Source organism: Streptomyces sp. AJS327 (genome assembly GCF_013450295.1).
Classification (GTDB): Bacteria; Actinomycetota; Actinomycetes; order Streptomycetales; family Streptomycetaceae; genus Streptomyces.
The window spans coordinates 710,375-728,573 of record NZ_SKBR01000004.1; the positions used below are offsets into that span (position 1 = coordinate 710,375).

Here is an 18,199-nt window from a genome sequence, read left to right on the forward strand (position 1 = left end):
TTGGTCCCCGATACGGCGCCAACCAGCGGGAGTTGGGGCAGGTACAGCGGGACGGTCCGGACGCACGGCCCACGAGACGGCTCGATGAGACGAGAGGGAGGAGGCAGAACCATGGCACGGGGGGAGTGGCAGCGGGCGCTGCTCGACGAACTGGCACCCGACGGCGCCCGGAAGGGGCGTCCGGCCGGGGGGACGAGCGCCGCGGCCGGTACGGCGGGGTACGTGGGACAGGTCGCGCCGCACGGCGCCCGCCCCGGTTCCGCGTCCGGAACCTCGGACGCGAGGGCACGGGATACCTCCAGCCAAAGTGTGTCCGGGGGGAGTTCGGCGGCCTCGCCAGAGGCGACGGTCGCCCTGAGCCGGTCCTCCCCGCGTCGGGCCGGTGCGGCCCCCGTTCCCGGTGACGGCGCGGGCCGGGTCAGGACCGGGGCGTACGGCGGGAGTGGGGAGAGGGCGGCCGGGGAAGCCGGAACGCCCGTGGCGGACCGGGGAGTCGCGGCGTTACGGACGAACCGGCCGGTGGCGGGCGGGAGTCACGCCGCCGAGGAAGTGGTGCGTGGCGCGGTGGCGGGGAGTCCGGAGCCGGTGGCCACCCTCGATCCGCGACTGGCGTACGCCCAGGGGGCGCCGCTCCGGGGCGACTCGCTGGGCCGCCGGGCCGGACGCGCGGTGGCCCGGGCGGTGGGCGGCTCGGCGGCCGGAGAGAGCCGACGGGCCGAGGAACGGGCCGAGGCCCTGCAACGACCGGTCACCACGGGGCGGCAGATCGCGGTGACGAGCATCCGGGGCGGCGCCGGGAAGACCACGGTTGCCGCGCTGCTGGGGCAGGCCCTCGCCTACTACCGCACGGATCCGGTCCTGACGCTGGAGGCCGATCCGGCGCTGGGCACGCTGCCGATCCGGCTGGGCGCGGAGTCGGTGCGGTGGAGCGGCGCGGACCTGGCCCGGGTGCTGGACCCGTCGATGCGGCTGAACGACGTGATCGGCTACCTCGTCCGACTGCGTGGCGGCGGCTGGCTGTTACCCGGCAGCCAGGGGGTCGTCGGAGCGCGGCTGGGGCTGGCGGAGTACCGGACGCTGATGGTGTCACTGCGCCGGTTCTTCGGGGTGACGGTGGTGGACTGCGAGACGCTGCCCGCCGAGGTGGCGCGGACGGCGCTCGCGGCGGCGCAGTCGCGGGTGCTGGTGGTGCCCGCGACGGTGGAGGGGCTGGCGAGTACCCGCTCGGTGCTGGCGTGGATGGCCTCGCTGCCACGTCCGATGCTGCGGGGCACCGTGATCGTGCTGACCGAGACGGCCCCGGACGTACGGCTGGAGACGGCGAAGGCCGTCGAGTACCTGTCCGTTGGCGGCGCGAGCGTCGTACGACTGCCCTATGACCGGCACTTGGCGGGCGGTGGGGAGATCCGCGCGGACCTGCTGGCCCAGAGCAGCCGGGAGGCGGCCACCCGGATCGCCGCCGCGGCGCTCGGCCGCGCGGTGGACGGGGTCGCCGTGAGCGCCAACGATCGTGTCCTGCCTGGAGGTTCGACAGACGGCTCCGACGCGGAGCCGGACGGGGGTTCCGGTGGGCGCCCGGGCGGTCGGCGGCTGCTGGGCGTGCGGCGATGACGGCGCGACTGGTGCACCGTCCGGCGCGTACGGTGCGGCCCCTGCCGGAACCCGCGGTGCGCACCGTCGAGGCACCGCCCAACCTGCCGGAGGGGAAGGCCGGTTCGGCTTTCACGGCGCTGCTGCCGATGGCCGGGATCATGGGATCGGTCCTGATGATGACCGTCCTGCGCGGCAGCCAGTTCGCGGTGATCGGTGCGTTGGTGCTGGTGGTGGCCGTCGCGGGTGGGGTGGCGATGCTGCTGTCGCAGCGGGGCCGGGCGCAGCGGACCCGGCGCACCCAGCGGGAGCGGTATCTGGAGTATCTGGAGGAGTTGCGGCAGGAGTTGACCGACCAGGACCGGTCGGTACGGCGACAGGCGCGGCTGCTGTATCCGCCGCCGGAGGCGCTGCACGACCTGGTGGCCGATCCGGCCCGGCTATGGGAACGGCGGCGTACCGACCCGGACTTCCTCCGTGTCCGGCTGGGGTCGGGCGACATGCCCGTGCGGCGGCTGGCGATCGAGCAGCCCACCGGTTCGACGGTGCTGACCCCGCCCGACCCGTTCATGCTGAACGAGGCGCGGGCGGTGACCCGGCGGTTCTCGACCACGCCCGAACTGCCGCTGACCGCACCGCTGGACCGGGTGGGCCACGTCAGCCTGGTGGGTGAGCGGGACGAGGTGCTGGGTGTGGCACGGGCGTTGGCCGTCCAGCTGGCGGTGGCGCACGCGCCGGACGACGTGGGACTGGCCGTGGCCTGCCCGGAGGGGCGGGCCGCCGACTGGGACTGGGTCAAGTGGCTTCCGCACCTCCGCGGGGATGGGACCGGACACCGGGCGTCCTCCGGAGAGGGCGGAGACGCGGCCGGATCGCACCGCGTCGCGGGCGAGTTGGGCGCGCTGGCGACGCTGCTCGGACCGGAGCTGCGGCGGCGCGCGGCGTACGCGGCGGAGGTGCGGCGCGGGCTGAGCGGCCGGGAGGCGCTGCGGCTGATGCCGCGGCTGGTGGTGGTGAGCGACGGGTACGGGGACCCGGCCCGGGACTTCCCCCGGCCGGACGACACGCTGCCGCTGTCGGACCTGGGCGTGACGGTGCTGCACCTGGTGCACGAACGAGTGGCGGAGCCGGGGGAGGTCGGCGTCCGTATCACGGTGGACGGCGCCCGCGTCACCGTCGAGGAGCTGGCCGGTGAGGCGCCGGTCACCACGCACGGAACGCCGGACGAACTGACACCGCCGGGCGCTGAGGCCCTGGCGCGGCGGTTGGCCCCGCTCCGGCTGTCCGCCGAACCGGGCGCGGCCGACGCCCCGTTGAGCGGACCGGTGGACTTCGCGGAGCTGCTCGGGCTGGAGGACGTGGCGGCACTGGACGTACCGGCGCTGTGGGAGTCGCGCTCCGAACAGCGCTTCCTGCGCGTGCCCGTCGGGGTGACGGACGGGCACGAGCCGCTGCTGCTGGACCTGAAGGAGTCGGCGGAGCTGGGCATGGGCCCGCACGGGCTGTGCGTGGGGGCAACCGGATCGGGCAAGAGCGAGCTGCTGCGCACCCTGGTGCTGGCGCTGGTGACCACCCACCCGCCGGAGGAGCTGGCGATGGTGCTGGTGGACTACAAGGGCGGGGCGACGTTCGCGCCGTTCGACGGGCTGCCGCATGTGGCGGGCGTCATCACCAACCTGGAGAACCAGGCGGGGCTGATCGAGCGGGTGCACGTCAGCCTGGCGGGCGAGGTGAAGCGCCGACAGCAGGTGCTGAAGGACGCCGGGGACCTCGCCGACATCGGGCAGTACGCGGACGTCCGCGCGCACCGGCCGGAACTGCCGCCGCTGCCCCACCTGTTCGTCGTCATCGACGAGTTCGGTGAACTCCTCACCGCCAAACCGGACTTCATCGACCTGTTCCTGTCGATCGGGCGGATCGGCCGCAGTATCGGCATCCACCTGCTCCTCTCCAGCCAGCGGATCGAGGGCGGCAAACTACGGGGGCTGGAGACCTACCTGGCCTACCGGCTGGGCCTGCGGACGTTCTCCCCGGACGAGAGCCGCACCGTGCTGGACTCGACGGACGCCTTCCACCTGCCGCCGCTGCCCGGCTTCGGCTACCTGAAGGTCGACACCTCCGTCTACGAGCGGTTCAAGGCAAGTTACGTCTCCGGCCCGTACACCGGCCCGGTACGGGCCGTGGAGGAGACCCCGGACCGGCCGAAGGTGTGGCCCTACCCCCTGTCCGGCCCGGCGGCCGGGGGTGGGCAGCCGGACGGAGCCGGGGCCCCGGAGCCGTCCCGCCCGGCTCTCCCGGTAGGCCCCGGGGGAGCGGAACAGCCCTCGGGAGATGGGCAGTTGGCCGCAGGCCGGACGCGGCGGTCGCGCGGGCCGACCGTGCTGTCCGTCATGGTCGACCAGTTGCGGGAGGCCGCCGATCCGGTGCCCAGCGTCTGGCTGCCCCCGCTGCCCGCCGCCGTCCCGCTCGACACCGTCGCCGGACCGCCCCGGGCGGACGCCGAACGCGGCCTCCACCTGCCCGGCGGCGGCGCGTCCCGCGCCCCCGGCGACGGGCCGCGGGTGCCGCTCGGCCTGCTGGACGACCCGGCGCGCCAGTGGCAGGGGCGGTGGCTGCTGGACCTCACGGTGGCGGGTGGCCACGTGGCGGTCATCGGCGGGCCCCGGTCCGGCAAGACGACGCTGCTGCGCACCCTGGTGCTCTCCCTCGCGCTCACCCACACCCCCCAGGAGGTCGGCGTGTACGGCGTCGACCTGGCTGGCGGGGGACTCCAGGCGCTGTCCGGGCTGCCCCACGTCGGCGGGATCGCCGGGCGCGCGGACCGGGAGCGGGCCGCCCGCACCGTGCAGGAGCTGCGCGGCATGCTCGCGGAGCGCGAGGTGCTGTTCCGCGAGTGGGGTGTCGACTCCGTGGAGCAGCTGCGCGGTCTGCGCGCCGCTGGCCGTCTCCCCCAACTGGACTCCACAGACGTGGTGTTGGTCATCGACGGCTTCGGGGCGCTGCGGGACGACTTCGAGGAACTGGACGACGCCGTCGCCGAACTGCTCAAGCGCGGTGGCGGATACGGCATCCACGTGGTGGCGGGCATGCTGCGCTGGAACGACGTGCGCATCGCCACCCAGTCCGCCTTCGGCACCCGGGTGGAGCTGCGGCTCAACGACCCGGGTGAGAGCAGCGTCAAGCGGAAGCTGGCCGAGACCCTGTCCGCCGAGGAACCCGGACGGGCCCTGACCGACGGGGAGTTGTTCGCGCACACCGCGCTGCCCCGGATCGACGGACAGACGGAGGCCGACGACCTGGGAGCGGCCGTGGAGCGGGCGGTACGGGCGGTGCGCGCCGCCTGGGACGGGCCCGGGGCCCGCCCCGTGCGGGTGCTGCCCGGCAGATTGCCCGCCGGCCGGCTGCCCACGGCGGCCGCCGAACCCGCGCGGGTGCCGATCGGGCTCGACCAGGAGGGGCTGGCGCCCGCGCTGCTCGACCTCTTCGAACACGACCAGCACCTGATGGTCCTGGGCGACACCGAGTGCGGCAAGACCAACCTGCTGCGGCTGCTCGCCCGCGGCCTGACGGAGCGGTACTCCGCGGACGAGCTGGTGTTCGCGGTCATGGACCCCCGGCAGGGGCTGCGCCGGGCCGTCCCCGAGCCCTACCGCGGCGGCCACGCACACACCCCGCGGCTCTGCGCCGCGCTGGCCACCGGTGTCGCGGACGAGTTGGAGAAACGGCTGCCGGACGAGGCGTCCGGCCCCGACGCCCCGCCCGCGCCCGGGAGTTCCGGCGGCCCACCGCGCGTCGTGGTGCTGGTCGACGACTACGACGTGATCGCCTCCGGCGGGCAGCAGCCCCTCGCCCCGTTCCTGCCGTACCTGGCCGCCGCGTCCGACATCGGGCTGCACTTCGTGGTCACCCGGCGGGTGGCGGGCGCCTCCCGCGCGCTGTACGAACCGTTCCTGACCACCCTGCGGGAGAGCGGCACCGCCGCGCTGGTGATGACCGGTGAACGCATGGAGGGCCAACTGTTCCCCGGCGTCTACGCGGCGCCGATGCCGCCCGGGCGCGGCACCCTCATCCGTCGCGGGGCGGGCGCGCGGCTCGTGCAGACCGCGATGGCCGAACCGTCACCCAAGGAGGCCGGGAGATGACCGAGGACGCCATCGCGCTCACCGCGCGCTGCCCCGACACGTGGGCCGTCCTGGCGGGGCTGCTCGCCGCGGGCCCGGACGCCCGGGTCGGCTCGCTCGCCGAGGGCGCGCTGATCCAGCTGTGCGCGGCGGACGGCGGCCCGCTGGTGACCGTCGAGTCACCGCAGCTGCTGCGGGTCCCGGGCGAGGCCGCGCGGCTCCTCGGCGCGGTGGGCGCGGCGGCGCCCCACCCGGTGTGGTGGACGGAGGCGCGCGGCAGCAGCACCGTCCCCGAGGGCGGCGCGCTGGCCGGGGCCTTCGCCAGCCGGGTCGCCGCCCAGCTGGAGGGGGCGGTCTGGCCGCCGGAGGCGGCGGCCGCCTGGCCGGGCGAGGTGGTCCCCACCGACCTGCGCGCCACCCACCAGCCCCCGGCCGCACAGCCCGGGGTGGACCTGCGCACGGACCGGACGGCCGTCGTCTTCCAGGACCGCGATCCGGTGCCCGCCACCGCCTGGCTCGCGGACGCGCTGCGGGGCGCGGCGGAGAGCGGCCGGACGCTGGCGCTGGTCACCCCGCCGGGCAGTCGGATCACCCCGGCCACCCGGGCCCTGCTCGCCCCGCCCGCCGCACGCTGGGTGGTCCGGCGGGACGACGGCGGCTACCGCGACGGGCTGCACGGCACCGAACTGCACTGGCGCGACGGCGAGTTCACCGCCCGCACCGAGGGCGGCGGCTCGGAGCCCGAACTCGCCACCGTGGCCCGCGAGTTCACCGCACCCGACCAGGAACGGGAACCCGGCGAGCGGCAACTCACCGTCAGAGCCCGCACGGTGCGCGCCCCCACTGGGGAACTCCTGCTCGGCGGGGCGCTGGAGACGATCTGGCGCGCGCTCACCGGCGCCCCGCCCGACGGCTGGGGAACCGCGGAGCCGGTGACCCAGCGCTGGTCCCGCGCACAGCTCACCGACCGCGTGCGGGACCGGGCGCCCCGGCCCACCTGGCTTGTCGCGGTGGGCTTCACCGGCACCCCCGGCGTGGCCACGCTCCGAACCACCCGTACGAGCGCGGGAGTCGAGGAACGCGCGACGCTGACGCTCGGCTACCGCCCCGGCGCCGCGCTCCCGCTGGACGCACTGCCCGCGCTGGCCGAGGAGCTGAGCGGCGCGCACGGGCTGCGCACCCTGCTCGTCGAGAGCCGCGCGGCGCGCGCCGACCTGACCGTCCCGCCCCGCGCCGAAGGGGCCGCCGGGCCGGTGGCCTTCGCGCTCGGCCCAGGCGACGTGGCGGGCGTCGGGACCGCGCGGGCCGACTCCGCGCCGCTGCCGGGCGGGGCCCGGCCACGGCGGCTCGGCGGCGGGGCCCGCCCCGGCTACTACTTCCCCCTCGGCCCCGGGGACGCCCCGGAACCCGGCGGCGGCGCCGCCGAACAGCGGGCCGCGTGGCGGGAGTTCGAGGAACTGGTCGGCCATCTGCGCGCCACCGGAGGGTGAGGCGCACCGGTCCCCGCCGGGTGCCGGTCAGGCGCGGGGGGCTACCTTGCTGAGGCCGTTGATCACGCGGTCCATGGCGTCACCGCCGCGCGGATCGGTCAGGTTGGCCAGCATCTTCAGGGTGAAGCGCATCAGCAGCGGGTGCGAGAGGCCCCGCTCGGTGGCGAGCTTCATCACCTTCGGGTTGCCGATCAGCTTCACGAAGGCCCGGCCCAGGTTGTAGTACCCGCCGTAGGTCTCCTTGAGCACCTTCGGGTAGTTCCGCAGCGCCAGCTCCCGCTGGGCCGGGGTGGCCCGGGCCTGGGCCTGCACGATCGTCTCCGCCGCCATGACACCGGACTCCATGGCGTACGCGATGCCCTCGCCGTTGAACGGGTTGACCAGCCCACCGGCGTCGCCCACCAACAACAGCCCGCGCGTGTAGTGCGGTTGACGGTTGAAGGCCATGGGCAGGGCGGCGCCGCGGATCGGGCCGAGCATGTTCTCCGGGGTGTAGCCCCACTCCTCCGGCATCGAGGCGCACCACGCCTTCAGCACCTCACGCCAGTCCAGCTCCTTGAAGGCGGAGGAGGAGTTGAGGATGCCGAGCCCGACGTTGCTGGTGCCGTCGCCCATCCCGAACACCCAGCCGTAGCCGGGGAGGAGGCGGTCCTCGGCGCCGCGCTTGTCCCACAGCTCCAGCCAGGACTCCAGGTAGTCGTCGTCGTGCCGGGGCGAGGTGAAGTAGGTGCGCACCGCGACGCCCATCGGACGGTCGTCCCTGCGGTGCAGGCCCATCTTCAGGGACAGCCGGGTGGAGTTGCCGTCGGCCGCCACCACCAGCGGGGCGTGGAAGGTGACCGGGGTCCGCTCCTCGCCCAGCTTGGCGTGCACCCCGGTGATCCGGCCGGTGCGGGCGTCCAGCACCGGCTCGCCGACGGTGCACCGCTCGTGCAGCCGGGCCCCGGCCTTCTCCGCCTGCCGGGCGAGCTGCTCGTCGAAGTCGTCCCGCTTGCGCACCAGTCCGTAGTTCGGGTAGCTGGCCAGCTCCGGCCAGTCCAGCTGGAGGCGGTGGCCGCCCGCGATGATGCGCAGCCCGTGGTTCCGCAGCCAGCCCGCCTCCTCGGAGACGTCGATCCCCATGGCGACCAGCTGTTTGGTGGCGCGGGGCGTCAGGCCGTCCCCGCAGACCTTCTCCCGGGGGAAGGCGGTCTTCTCCAGCAGCAGCACGTCGAGACCGGACCGGGCGAGGTGGTAGGCCGTGGTGGAACCGGCCGGTCCCGCGCCAACGACGATCACATCGGCGGTCCGCTCGGAGGCTGGCTTCGTGTGATGCTCGGCCACAAGGACTCCCGCAGGATGAGGGTGGGGGACACGGGCAGTCTATGCAGGCACAGCCGACCCGTTGAGGAGGGGTTGACCCTTGAGTGAGAGCACTGTTCCCCGATCGTCGCCCGGTGCGTCCGGCGCCCCGCTGTCCAGCGCCGATCTGCGGATACCGACCGAGGCCGACGCCTTCGCCTGGCACCGGGTGTTCGACGACCCGGAGGTCATGGAGTTCCACGGCGGGTCCGCCGCCGAGCTGTCCGTGTACCAGGAGATGACGGCGCGGCAGCGCGCGCACGCCGCCCGCCACGGCTTCTGCCTCTACACGCTGCTCGACCCCGCCGAGAGCCCCGGCACCAACCCCGGCACCGGGACCGGACCCGAGGCGGACGCCGACCCGGAGGTGGGCGCCGGGCGCGCGGTCATCGGCTTCACCGGGGCGCAGCCCTGGCCACACGACTGGGGGCCGGCCGGCGAGATCGAGATCGGCTGGCGGCTGGGCCGCGCCCACTGGGGCCACGGGTACGCCACGGCCGCCGCCCGGCTGGCGGTCGAACGGGTGCGGGAGGCGGGAGTGCCCCACGTGGTCGCGATGGTGGCGGACGGGAACGCGCGCTCGGTGGCGGTGACCGAACGTCTCGGGATGACGCTCGCCGAGCGGTTCACCAGCCCGTCCGGCCGGACGGCCCTCTGCTTCCGCCTCCCTCTCTGACCGAACCGCAGCCACCGCGCGAACCGGAGCCGCCCGGGGCCGAACCGCAGCCGCCCCCGGGCCGCGCCCGCGCCCGCCGCGGCCGGGCGCGGGCGCCGCGGCGGAACGGGGGGCACGGGGGGGCACGGGGGCGCGGTCGGACCCGGGCGCGCTCAGCTGGGTTTGACGCCGCGGTGCAGGGCGACGATCCCGGCGCTCAGATCGCGCCAGGCGACCCGCGTCCAGCCGGCGTGCTGCAACCGCCGGGCCAGCGCGGGCTGGTCCGGCCAGTCGCGGATGGACTCGGCCAGGTACACGTAGGCGTCCGGACTGCTGCTCACCGCCCGGGCGACCGGCGGCAGCGCCCGCATCAGGTACTCGGTGTAGACGGTGCGGAACGCGGGCCCCGTCGGATGGCTGAACTCGCAGATCAGCAGCCGCCCGCCGGGCTTGGCGACGCGCAGCAGCTCGCGGAGGGCGGCGTCGGTGTCCGAGACGTTCCGCAGCCCGAAGCTGATGGTGACCGCGTCGAACACCCCGTCGGCGAACGGGAGCCGGGTGGCGTCCCCGGCGGTGAAGGGCAGCCAGGCGTGCCGCCGCTTGCCCTCCGCGAGCATCCCCGTGGAGAAATCACACGGAACGGTGAAGGCGCCCGCGTCCACGAAGGGCAGCGAGGAGGTACCGGTGCCCGCCGCCAGGTCCAGCACCCGCTCACCGGGCCGCGCGTCCACGGCGCGCGCCACCGCCCGGCGCCAGAGCCGGGCCTGGCCCAGCGACAACACGTCGTTCGTCAGGTCGTACTTCGCGGCTACGTCGTCGAACATCGCGGCGACGTCCTGCGGCTTCTTGTCCAGGGAGGCTCGGGTCACCGGCCCATTGTGCCCACCCGCCCTCAGCGGGCGTCGACGAGGTTCAGCTCCGGGTGCGCGGTGCCGCCCTCGATGGCGGTCGACGAGAAGTGCGAGACCACCCGGTCGTCCGCCGGGTCCTGAGCCGGGTCCTCGTGCACCACCAGGTGCTCGTAGGTGGTGGAGCGCTGCGCGGGGACGCGGCCCGCCCGGCGGATCAGGTTCAGCAGCTCCAGCCGGTTGGAGCGGTGCTTCGCGCCCGCCGAGGAGACGACGTTCTCCTCCAGCATCACCGAACCGAGGTCGTCCGCGCCGTAGTGCAGCGAGAGCTGGCCGACGTCCTTTCCGGTGGTCAGCCAGGAACCCTGGATGTGCGGGACGTTGTCCAGGAACAGCCGGGCGGTCGCGATGATCCGCAGGTACTCCAGGACGGTCGCCTGGGTGCGGCCCTTCAGCGTGTTGTTCTCCGGCTGGTAGGTGTACGGGATGAAGGCGCGGAAGCCGCCCGTACGGTCCTGCACGTCCCGGATCATGCGCAGGTGCTCGATGCGCTCCGCGTTGGTCTCCCCGGTGCCCATCAGCATCGTCGAGGTGGACTCGACGCCCAGACCGTGCGCGATCTCCATGATCTCCAGCCAGCGCTCACCCGACTCCTTGAGCGGAGCGATCGCCGTGCGCGCCCGCGCCGGGAGCAGTTCGGCACCGGCACCGGCGAAGGAGTCCAGCCCCGCGGCGTGGATCCGCTGGATCGCCTCCCGGGGGGTCACCCCGGAGATCCGCGCCATGTGCTCCACCTCGGAGGCGCCCAGCGAGTGGATCACCAGCTGGGGGTAGGCCGCCTTGATAGCCGCGAAGTGCTCCTCGTAGTACTCGACGCCGAAGTCCGGGTGGTGGCCGCCCTGGAACATGATCTGGGTGCCACCCAGCTCCACCGTCTCGGCGCAGCGCCGGAGGATGTCGTCCAGATCGCGGGTCCACACCTTGTCGCTCTTCGGCGAGGCGTAGAAGGCGCAGAACTTGCACGCCGTCACGCAGGAGTTGGTGTAGTTGATGTTCCGCTCGATGATGTACGTCGCGATGTGCTCGGTACCGGCGTACCGCCTGCGGCGCGCGGCGTCGGCGGCGGCGCCGAGCGCGTGCAGCGGGGCCGAGCGGTACAGCTCCAGGGCCTCGTCGGCGGTGACGCGCCCGCCCTCGGCGGCGCGGTCGAGGACGGACTGAAGGTCGGCATTCTCGGGCACCGGGGCGTCTCCTCCGAGCAGGCGTACGTCTGACGGACCACCCCAGCGTACGCCCGCCGTCCACCGCCGCCCGGCGCGGGTGAGGCCCGCCCACGCCCCAGCCGCCGGACGCGCCCCCGCCCGGCGGCAGCCCGCGCCGCCCGGCCACGCGGCGGGACGGTCAGGAACCGGTGCGGCTGAGCGTCCCGTGGGGCTGGCCCGCTTCCGAACTCCGCGACTCGTAGCGCAGCTTCGACCCCTCCCGGGTGAGGGTCGACGGCGAGGACTTGTCGCTGCACACCGGCAGGCCCAGCATCGTCGGCGAGTCCTTGACGCCCTCCTCCAGCACCGTCAGCCGGTTCGCCGTGATCTTGCGGACGGTCGCCCTGCCCGAGCACTCCAGCCCGTTGGCGCCGTCCGGGACCGAGGTGATGGTCAGCGCGCGGTCCCCCTTGCCGCCCTTACGGACGGTGACCCGCAGCGTGGCGCGGGTGATCTTGCTGCGGGTGACGATCTCGCCGCTCCACGACCCGAGGAACTCCTTGGGAATCTCGTCCACCTCGGGGCCACCTCCACCGCCGTCGGAGCCCTCCGCGCTCCCGCCGTCCGCCCCGCCGTCCCCGTTGCTCGCCTCGTCGCCCCCGCTGCCGCCGGTCGCCCCGCTGTTCCCACCCGCGCCCCCACCACCGGTCGAGCTGCCCCCGCTCTGCGCGCCGTTCCCGCCGTCGTCGCTTCCGAGCTGACTGACCAGCAGCGCCCCGGCGAGGACGGCGGCCACCACCCCGGCGGCCACCGGCCACAACCACCGGGACCGGCCACTCCGGTCTCCCGGCCGCTCCCCGCCCGCCCCGGTGGGCACCGCCGATCCCGACACCTGAGCCGGGCCCCCGGGCCCACCCCCGAACCCGGAGGAGGAGCCGAAGCCCGTGCCGCCCGACCCCCAGCCCGCCACCGACGCGCCGCCGCCCCCCGGCTCCCCCGCACCGGACGGATGAGCGCCGCCACCGGTGTCGTGCGGCGCGGTCTGGCTCAGCGGCGGGCCGAAGACCCCCGGCGGCGCGCCCGCGCCCCCGGACGTCCCGCCGCCGGACGGGCCGCCCCCCGCGAACCCGCCGCCGGAGACGGCCGGACCGCCCGGCTCCGCTGGGGTGTTGGCGGCCGCGGGGCCGCCCTCCGGCTCCAGACTGAGCAGGTCGACCGCCCGCCTGCTCACCTGCTCGACGATCGGGGCCGGGAGCCAGCCGCTGCCCACCAGGTCGGCCGCGTCCCCCGCACCGCCGGTCAGCGCTCGCGCCGCCTCCTCGGGGGACGGCCGCTCCGCCGGATCCTTCGCGAGACAGCCGGTGATCAGCTCGCGCAGCCCCTCCGCCTCCGAGGCGTCCTCCCCGTCCACCGGAATCGGGAGGATCTCCGGGGGCTCGTGCACCACCTTGTACAGCAGCGAGGCCGAGTTGTCCCCGGGGAAGGGCGGATGACCGGTGGCCGCCAGCGCCAGCACGGCACCCAGCGAGAAGACGTCGGACGCGGCGGTCGCACCCTGACCCAGCACCTGCTCCGGGGACATGTAGCCGGGCGAGCCGATCGACACCCCCGAGGAGGTCAGCGAGGCGGTGCTGTCCGTCGCCCGGGCGATACCGAAGTCGATCAGCAGCGGGCCGTCCAGGGTGAGCAGCACGTTGGACGGCTTCACGTCCCGGTGGATCAGCCCGAGCCCGTGGACGTGCCGCAGCGCCTCCGCCAGCCCCGCTCCCACCGCCCGGACCGTCGCGACCGGGAGCGGGCCGTGCTCGGCCACCGCGTCCTGGAGCGAGGGACCGGCCACATAGCCGGTGGCCGCCCACGGGACGGGAGCGTCCGGATCGGCGTCGAGCACCGGTGCCGTCCACTGCCCGCCGACCCGCTGCGCCGAGGCCACCTCCCGCCGGAACCGCTCCCGGAACACCTCGTCCACCGCGAAGTGCGGATGGACGACCTTGACCGCCACCGTGCGGCCACTGTCCGAGCGAGCCAGGTAGACGCGTCCCATCCCGCCGCTGCCGATCCTGCGGAGCAGTCGGTACTGGCCGAGCGCCCGCGGGTCCTCGGCGTCGAGCGGCTGCATGGTGAGCTCCCCCTCCGGCTGTCCGTCCAGCCCACCATAGGACCCTCGCCACCACGGGCGCCGAGCACTTCAGCCGCCGGCGGAGACGGTTACGGACAGCCCGGAGCGGACCGGGGCAGCCGGGGCGGTCCTGGACACTCCCGCACAACCGTGAACGGCTCCGCGACCCCGTACGGTCCGGACAGCCCCGGACCGGCCGGGAGCCGCCCGTACGGGTCAGGGGCGCAGCAGCTCCACCGCGACGTCCGGCGGGTACCCGGCCGCGCCACCGGTGCGCCGGGCGAACTCCCGCAGCCCGGAGAGCTGCCGCTCCCCGAAGCGGAAGTCGAGCGCGGTGTAGTACCGCTCGAACTCCTCCGGCTCGAAGACCTCCCAGCGCGCCGCGTGCTCCGAGACCTTGGGCAGCTCCGCGAGCGCCAGGTCACGGGAGTCCAGGAACGCCCGGTGCACCTCGCGCACCGACTCCGGCTCGCGCGCCAGGTAGTCCCGGCGCGCCGCCCACACCGCGAAGACGAACGGCAGCCCCGTCCACTCCTTCCACAGGCGGCCGAGGTCGTGCACCACCAGCCCGTCCTCCGGCAGGTGCCGCAGATAGGCGCGGAGCCCGACGTCCCCGATCACCACCGCGGCGTCGGCCTCCCGCATCATCCGCTCCAGGTCGGGCGCGCAGGTGTAGTACTCGGGCTCGACGCCGTACCGCTCCCGCAGCAGCAGCTGCGCGAGCAGCACCGAGGTACGGGAGGTGGAGCCGAGCGCGACCCGCGCTCCGTCCAGCTCCTCCAGCGGCTTCCGGGAGACGATCTCGCAGGACATCACCTCGCCGTCGCAGCCCACCGCGATGTCCGGCAGCGCGACGAGGTCGTCCGCGTTCCGCAGGAACTCGATCAGCGAGATCGGGCCCAGGTCCAGCTCCCCGCCGACCAGCTTGTCGTTCAGCTGGTCGGGGGTGTCCCTCGTCAGGTCGAGATCGAGGAGGGATCCGGTGTGCACCAGGCCCCAGTAGAGCGGCAGACAGTTCAGGAACTGGATATGCCCGACGCGGGGGCGGGATCTCGGCTGCGCAGTCACACACCGGAGGGTACGCCTGGCAACGCCGCCCGCCGCGCCCGGTATGCCCGGACCGGTGTGCCCGAGCGGGCACACCCGGCCGCGCGGCGCCTTCCGGCACGAGTGATCTTTGTCCCTTCCACCTCACACGCGGACCGTGCTACGCTCGCGGCAAGTTGCAGTTTGGTTTCCCTTGCAGTACAGAGCCTGCGGAGCATGTGACCGCAGGCTCTCGTCGTTTTCAGAGACTTCTTCGTGGGTCTGGGAGCAGGGCGACCCTTATAGGCCCAGGGAGGGCTTATGGCTACCGGAACCGTCAAGTGGTTCAACGCCGAAAAAGGCTTCGGCTTCATCGCCCAGGACGGCGGCGGCCCCGATGTCTTCGTCCACTACTCCGCTATCAACGCGTCTGGCTTCCGCTCACTTGAGGAGAACCAGATTGTGACCTTCGACGTCACGCAGGGTCCGAAGGGCCCGCAGGCGGAGAACGTCACCGCGCAGTAACCCTTTCTCACGCAGTACCCAAGGAGCCCCCGCCAGTGGCGGGGGCTCCTGCCTTTTCGGCGGGGCGGCCCCGTCCCGCGCGGCCGGGCGGCCTCCCCGGGGACGCCACCGCCGTCTCCTGCGGCTTCCCGCCGCGCGGCCACACGGCTCCGGGCCCTCCTGGGCCCGCGACCCGCCCATTCCGGCCCGCCGGGTGGATTCCGGCCCCCGTGCTTTCCCCGGCCTTCGCCCGCGGTTTCCCCGCCGGGTTCTCCGGTTCCCCGCCTTCCACGGATGCGGCTCCCGGCGCGCGTCCCCGCTCGATTCCGGTGGCCCGGCTCCCGCCCCCAATCCCGACCCGCGCCGCCCCCGCGCCGACGCATTCCGGGCCAGTCGCCGGTTCGCCCGCCCCCATTCGCGGGCGGACCCGGGCGTTCACGGAATCCCAGGCGGCGTCCGGCCCGTCGGCCGCCGCCGTCCCGCCCTCCGGAAACCCGCTCGCCGACGCGAGACCGGAACCGGACCGCGACGGTACGGGAATCCGGCGCGACGGAGAGCGGGGGAGAACGGAGCGCCGAAGTGGCCGGCCGCCGGAAAACCGGTACCGGGGGAATTACCGGTGGGGAAACCGGTGGGACAGGGGCCCGGACGGCCGTGTGGCGAACGGGCGGCGACCGCCACGGCGGACACCGCGGACGGGCCGGGGTCAGACCCGGGCCCGGCCCGGGGTGGCGAACCGACACGACCGGAGGGGCGCACCGGATGGTGCGCCCCTCCAGGGTGTGGTGCGGCTGTTCGCCGGGGGACAGCCGTCGGGGACGGAGCGGCTGACGGCCGAGGTGACGGTTCCGGTGCGACAGGCCAGGTAACCGGGGGTCCGGGTGTCCGAACTGGCTGGACTGGCTGGGGTGTTCCGGTCAGAGCACGCGGACGGCGCCCGAGGGCTGGTCGTAGCTCAGGTCGCGCTCGACGACACCGGTGGACGGGTTCTGCGCGCCGATGAACTTGCCGCCTCCCACGTACACCGCGACGTGGTGGGCGCTTCCCGCGCCACCCCAGTAGAGGATGTCGCCGGGCTTGGCCTCGCTCACCGGGATCGAGGTGCCGGTGGTCGACTGCTGCTGCGAGGTGCGGGGCAGGTCGATCCCGGCCCGCTTGAACGCGGTCAGGGTCAGCCCGGAGCAGTCGTACGAGGAGGGGCCGGTGGCACCCAGCACGTAGCCCTTGCCGACCTGGGCCCTGAGGAAGCTGATCACTCCCGCGGCGTTGCCGCTCTGCGGGGCGGCGCTGGGCGCCTCGGCGGAGGCGCTCGCGAGGGAGCCGCGCTCGGTGGACCGGTTGGCGCGCTCCGCCGACTCGGCGCGGGCCTGCCGCGCCTCCTCGGCCTCGCGGGCGGCCTCGGCCTTGGCCCTCGCCTTGGCCTCCGCGCGCTGCTTGGTCTCCTTGGCCTTGGCGCGCGCCTCCTCCACGGCCTCGGCCGTGGCGCTGTCGCGGGCCTCGCGCAGCTCGTAGCGGTGGGCGGAGGTCTCCAGGGAGCTGGCCGCCTGGGCGTTGGAGACCGTCAGGTCCGAGGTGAGGGTTGGCATCTCCTGCGTCTCGGCCGCGGCGTCGCGGTCCGTGGCGCTCGCCGGGGCGGCGGAGGCGGTCAGCGCGATGGTGCCCATGACGCCGCCCGTCATCCCCGCGCGCAGCGCCAGGTTCATCCTGCTGCTGGGCCGGGGCTTCCGGTGGCTGGGCTTCTGAGCTCTCGGGGACATGGCTGCATGGGTAGCAGCGATCGGACGATCCGCTCAACAAAGGTGCGATGCGCCACAGTCGCCCGATTCGCGGCCAGTTGACCATGATCAGCATGTCCCGGCGGTCGACGGAGGCCGTGGGCGGATTCCCATCGCACCGCGTTCACCAGGGAGTTGTCCACAATGCCGGTAATGCGGCACGGGTGATCGCGGTCGTTATCACGGCGTGACCAGGGGGCGCAAAGAAGGCAGCGACCGCCGGATGTGGCGAGTGGTGCAGATCACGACGTGAGTCCGAACTGCCGCAGTAAAACGGTCAATACGGTTCATGGTCGCGCCAACTGGGGCTTAATGCCAGTCGATTCGCCCACTTTTCCGATTCCCGGGCGTGTCTGGGTGGTTGGCGAGTTATGCGTGTGGGCTGGATCCGGGTTCGGGTCCGGCGCCGGAGTCGGGGCCGGGTCCAGGTGGGTGCGGCGGCGGGGTTCGGGTCCGCGCTCCGCGCTCGATCTCCCGGTGCGCCTCCGTGGGTTGGTCGCCGTGCGGGGGCGTGGGTGCGGGCGGGCGTGGGGAGAGTGGGGGTTCTGTACCGGTATGGGGTGAGGTAGGGGCGGCGTAGGGGGAGCCGGGGTGGCTGGGCCCTGAGGGAAAGACGCGAGGCGTGGGCCGCTGGTTCACCGCGATTCCGGGTCGTCGCCGTCGCGGGGGGCGCCTCGGGGCTCTGGGGCTGTTCCCCGGCGGGCGGTTGTGCCGGTGTTCACGATGTGCCGGGGGCTGCGTGGAGGCTAGATAAGTGGTGGCCGCATCTATCATGGCGCGCTGTCCATCGCGAATTTGCCTTTGCATGGCACCTCTTGCTAGGCGACAGGCGGGGTCGATCGGTTTACCTGTGCTGAACACCACGGATATGCCGTGCTCCTGATCCGGATGTCACCGCCGGTGACCGATGTACTGCTTCGCGTGTGAAGATCTTTTCTCGATGAGTGAGATGACTCAGTATCAGGTGGTGGAGATCACAAAGCAGTTGTGGTACCCCGTGTCGCACGTCACAGAGCCCCGGGCATAGGATGCCTGCGGCGAGGGCTTGTGAACTGCCTCACATAGGAGCGATCTTCGTGAGGCCGGTCCGGTCCTCGGGCCAGCGGGCAGTCAGCGTCGACAGCACTGGAAGGAGCGGGGAAGCGTGAACGCCTACACGCCGATCCTTGTACTGGGAGCCCTGGGAGCGGCCTTCGCCGTCGTCTCCGTCGTGTTGGCGACGCTCGTCGGCCCTCGGCGCTACAACCGGGCGAAGCTCGAAGCGTACGAGTGCGGCATCGAGCCCACGCCGCAGCCGGAGGGCGGCGGCCGTTTCCCGGTGAAGTACTACCTGACGGCGATGCTCTTCATCATCTTCGACATCGAGATCGTCTTCCTCTATCCGTGGGCCGTGCACTTCGACGTGCTCGTCGATCCGGATACCGGCCTCGGTCTCTTCGCACTCGCCGAAATGCTCATCTTCGTAGCGCTCATCGGTATCGCGTACGCGTACGACTGGCGCCGCGGCGGCCTGGAGTGGGACTAGGGG

The 18,199-nt window shown here is 73.8% G+C and carries 12 protein-coding genes; 6 read left to right on the forward strand and 6 right to left on the reverse strand.

Annotated elements, in window-relative coordinates:
- The first annotated feature begins 519 nt into the window (after positions 1–519).
- Genes E0L36_RS28375 through E0L36_RS24880 form a run of 3 tightly spaced genes read left to right on the forward strand, consistent with a single transcriptional unit; the run spans position 520 to position 7,201 of the window.
- Positions 520–1,611, forward strand: a complete 1,092-nt coding sequence (locus E0L36_RS28375; RefSeq protein WP_308416924.1) for a hypothetical protein — start codon at positions 520–522, stop codon at positions 1,609–1,611.
- Positions 1,608–5,732, forward strand: a complete 4,125-nt coding sequence (eccCa, locus tag E0L36_RS24875) for a type VII secretion protein EccCa (RefSeq protein ID WP_180931488.1) — start codon at positions 1,608–1,610, stop codon at positions 5,730–5,732. Before E0L36_RS28375 ends, eccCa begins: the two co-directional genes overlap by 4 nt.
- The gene (locus tag E0L36_RS24880; protein WP_180931489.1) at positions 5,729–7,201 is read left to right on the forward strand and encodes a DUF6177 family protein; all 1,473 of its coding nucleotides are present in this window, start codon (positions 5,729–5,731) and stop codon (positions 7,199–7,201) included. The genes eccCa and E0L36_RS24880 overlap by 4 nt, the downstream gene beginning before the upstream one ends.
- Before the next feature lie 27 nt (positions 7,202–7,228).
- Here E0L36_RS24880 and E0L36_RS24885 read toward each other — a convergent pair whose 3' ends face one another.
- Positions 7,229–8,524: a geranylgeranyl reductase family protein gene (locus E0L36_RS24885; RefSeq protein ID WP_180931490.1), complete on the reverse strand. Its 1,296-nt coding sequence runs from the start codon at positions 8,522–8,524 to the stop codon at positions 7,229–7,231.
- Between the two features lie 145 nt (positions 8,525–8,669).
- Here E0L36_RS24885 and E0L36_RS24890 point away from each other — a divergent pair, with 145 nt between their 5' ends.
- Positions 8,670–9,218 (forward strand): GNAT family N-acetyltransferase, encoded by a 549-nt coding sequence (locus E0L36_RS24890; RefSeq protein ID WP_180931709.1) that lies wholly within the window; start codon positions 8,670–8,672, stop codon positions 9,216–9,218.
- 152 nt (positions 9,219–9,370) lie between these two features.
- On the opposite strand, the gene E0L36_RS24895 is transcribed toward E0L36_RS24890, so the two are convergent.
- The 4 genes from E0L36_RS24895 to E0L36_RS24910 all read right to left on the reverse strand — a co-directional run bounded on the left by E0L36_RS24895 (position 9,371) and on the right by E0L36_RS24910 (position 14,434).
- The gene (locus E0L36_RS24895; protein WP_180931491.1) at positions 9,371–10,066 is read right to left on the reverse strand and encodes a demethylmenaquinone methyltransferase; all 696 of its coding nucleotides are present in this window, start codon (positions 10,064–10,066) and stop codon (positions 9,371–9,373) included.
- 23 nt (positions 10,067–10,089) lie between these two features.
- On the reverse strand, positions 10,090–11,286 hold the full coding sequence (gene mqnC, locus E0L36_RS24900; RefSeq protein WP_180931492.1) for a cyclic dehypoxanthinyl futalosine synthase: 1,197 nt from the start codon (positions 11,284–11,286) through the stop codon (positions 10,090–10,092).
- A gap of 160 nt (positions 11,287–11,446) precedes the next feature.
- Positions 11,447–13,366, reverse strand: a complete 1,920-nt coding sequence (locus tag E0L36_RS24905) for a serine/threonine-protein kinase (protein ID WP_180931493.1) — start codon at positions 13,364–13,366, stop codon at positions 11,447–11,449.
- Positions 13,367–13,582: 216 nt separating this feature from the next.
- Positions 13,583–14,434, reverse strand: a complete 852-nt coding sequence (locus E0L36_RS24910) for a menaquinone biosynthetic enzyme MqnA/MqnD family protein (RefSeq protein ID WP_180931494.1) — start codon at positions 14,432–14,434, stop codon at positions 13,583–13,585.
- A 279-nt stretch (positions 14,435–14,713) separates the two neighbouring features.
- Here E0L36_RS24910 and E0L36_RS24915 point away from each other — a divergent pair, with 279 nt between their 5' ends.
- Entirely contained in the window at positions 14,714–14,917 is a 204-nt protein-coding gene (locus E0L36_RS24915) for a cold-shock protein (protein ID WP_180931495.1), read from the forward strand.
- 896 nt (positions 14,918–15,813) lie between these two features.
- On the opposite strand, the gene E0L36_RS24920 is transcribed toward E0L36_RS24915, so the two are convergent.
- Complete coding sequence (locus tag E0L36_RS24920) at positions 15,814–16,653, reverse strand: C40 family peptidase (protein WP_180931496.1); 840 nt, start codon at positions 16,651–16,653, stop codon at positions 15,814–15,816.
- A gap of 1,162 nt (positions 16,654–17,815) precedes the next feature.
- Here E0L36_RS24920 and E0L36_RS24925 point away from each other — a divergent pair.
- A complete protein-coding gene (locus E0L36_RS24925; RefSeq protein WP_180931497.1) occupies positions 17,816–18,196 on the forward strand; it encodes an NADH-quinone oxidoreductase subunit A in 381 nt (126 codons plus the stop codon).
- Positions 18,197–18,199 lie beyond the last annotated feature (3 nt).

Excerpts from the sequence above, each read along its gene's own strand:
- eccCa (WP_180931488.1), top strand. The coding sequence starts at position 1,608 with ATGACGGCGCGACTGGTGCACCGTCCGGCGCGTACGGTGCGGCCCCTG.
- E0L36_RS24880 (WP_180931489.1), top strand. The coding sequence starts at position 5,729 with ATGACCGAGGACGCCATCGCGCTCACCGCGCGCTGCCCCGACACGTGG.
- E0L36_RS24905 (WP_180931493.1), bottom strand. The coding sequence starts at position 13,366 with ATGCAGCCGCTCGACGCCGAGGACCCGCGGGCGCTCGGCCAGTACCGA.
- E0L36_RS24915 (WP_180931495.1), top strand. The coding sequence starts at position 14,714 with ATGGCTACCGGAACCGTCAAGTGGTTCAACGCCGAAAAAGGCTTCGGC.
- E0L36_RS24920 (WP_180931496.1), bottom strand. The coding sequence starts at position 16,653 with ATGTCCCCGAGAGCTCAGAAGCCCAGCCACCGGAAGCCCCGGCCCAGC.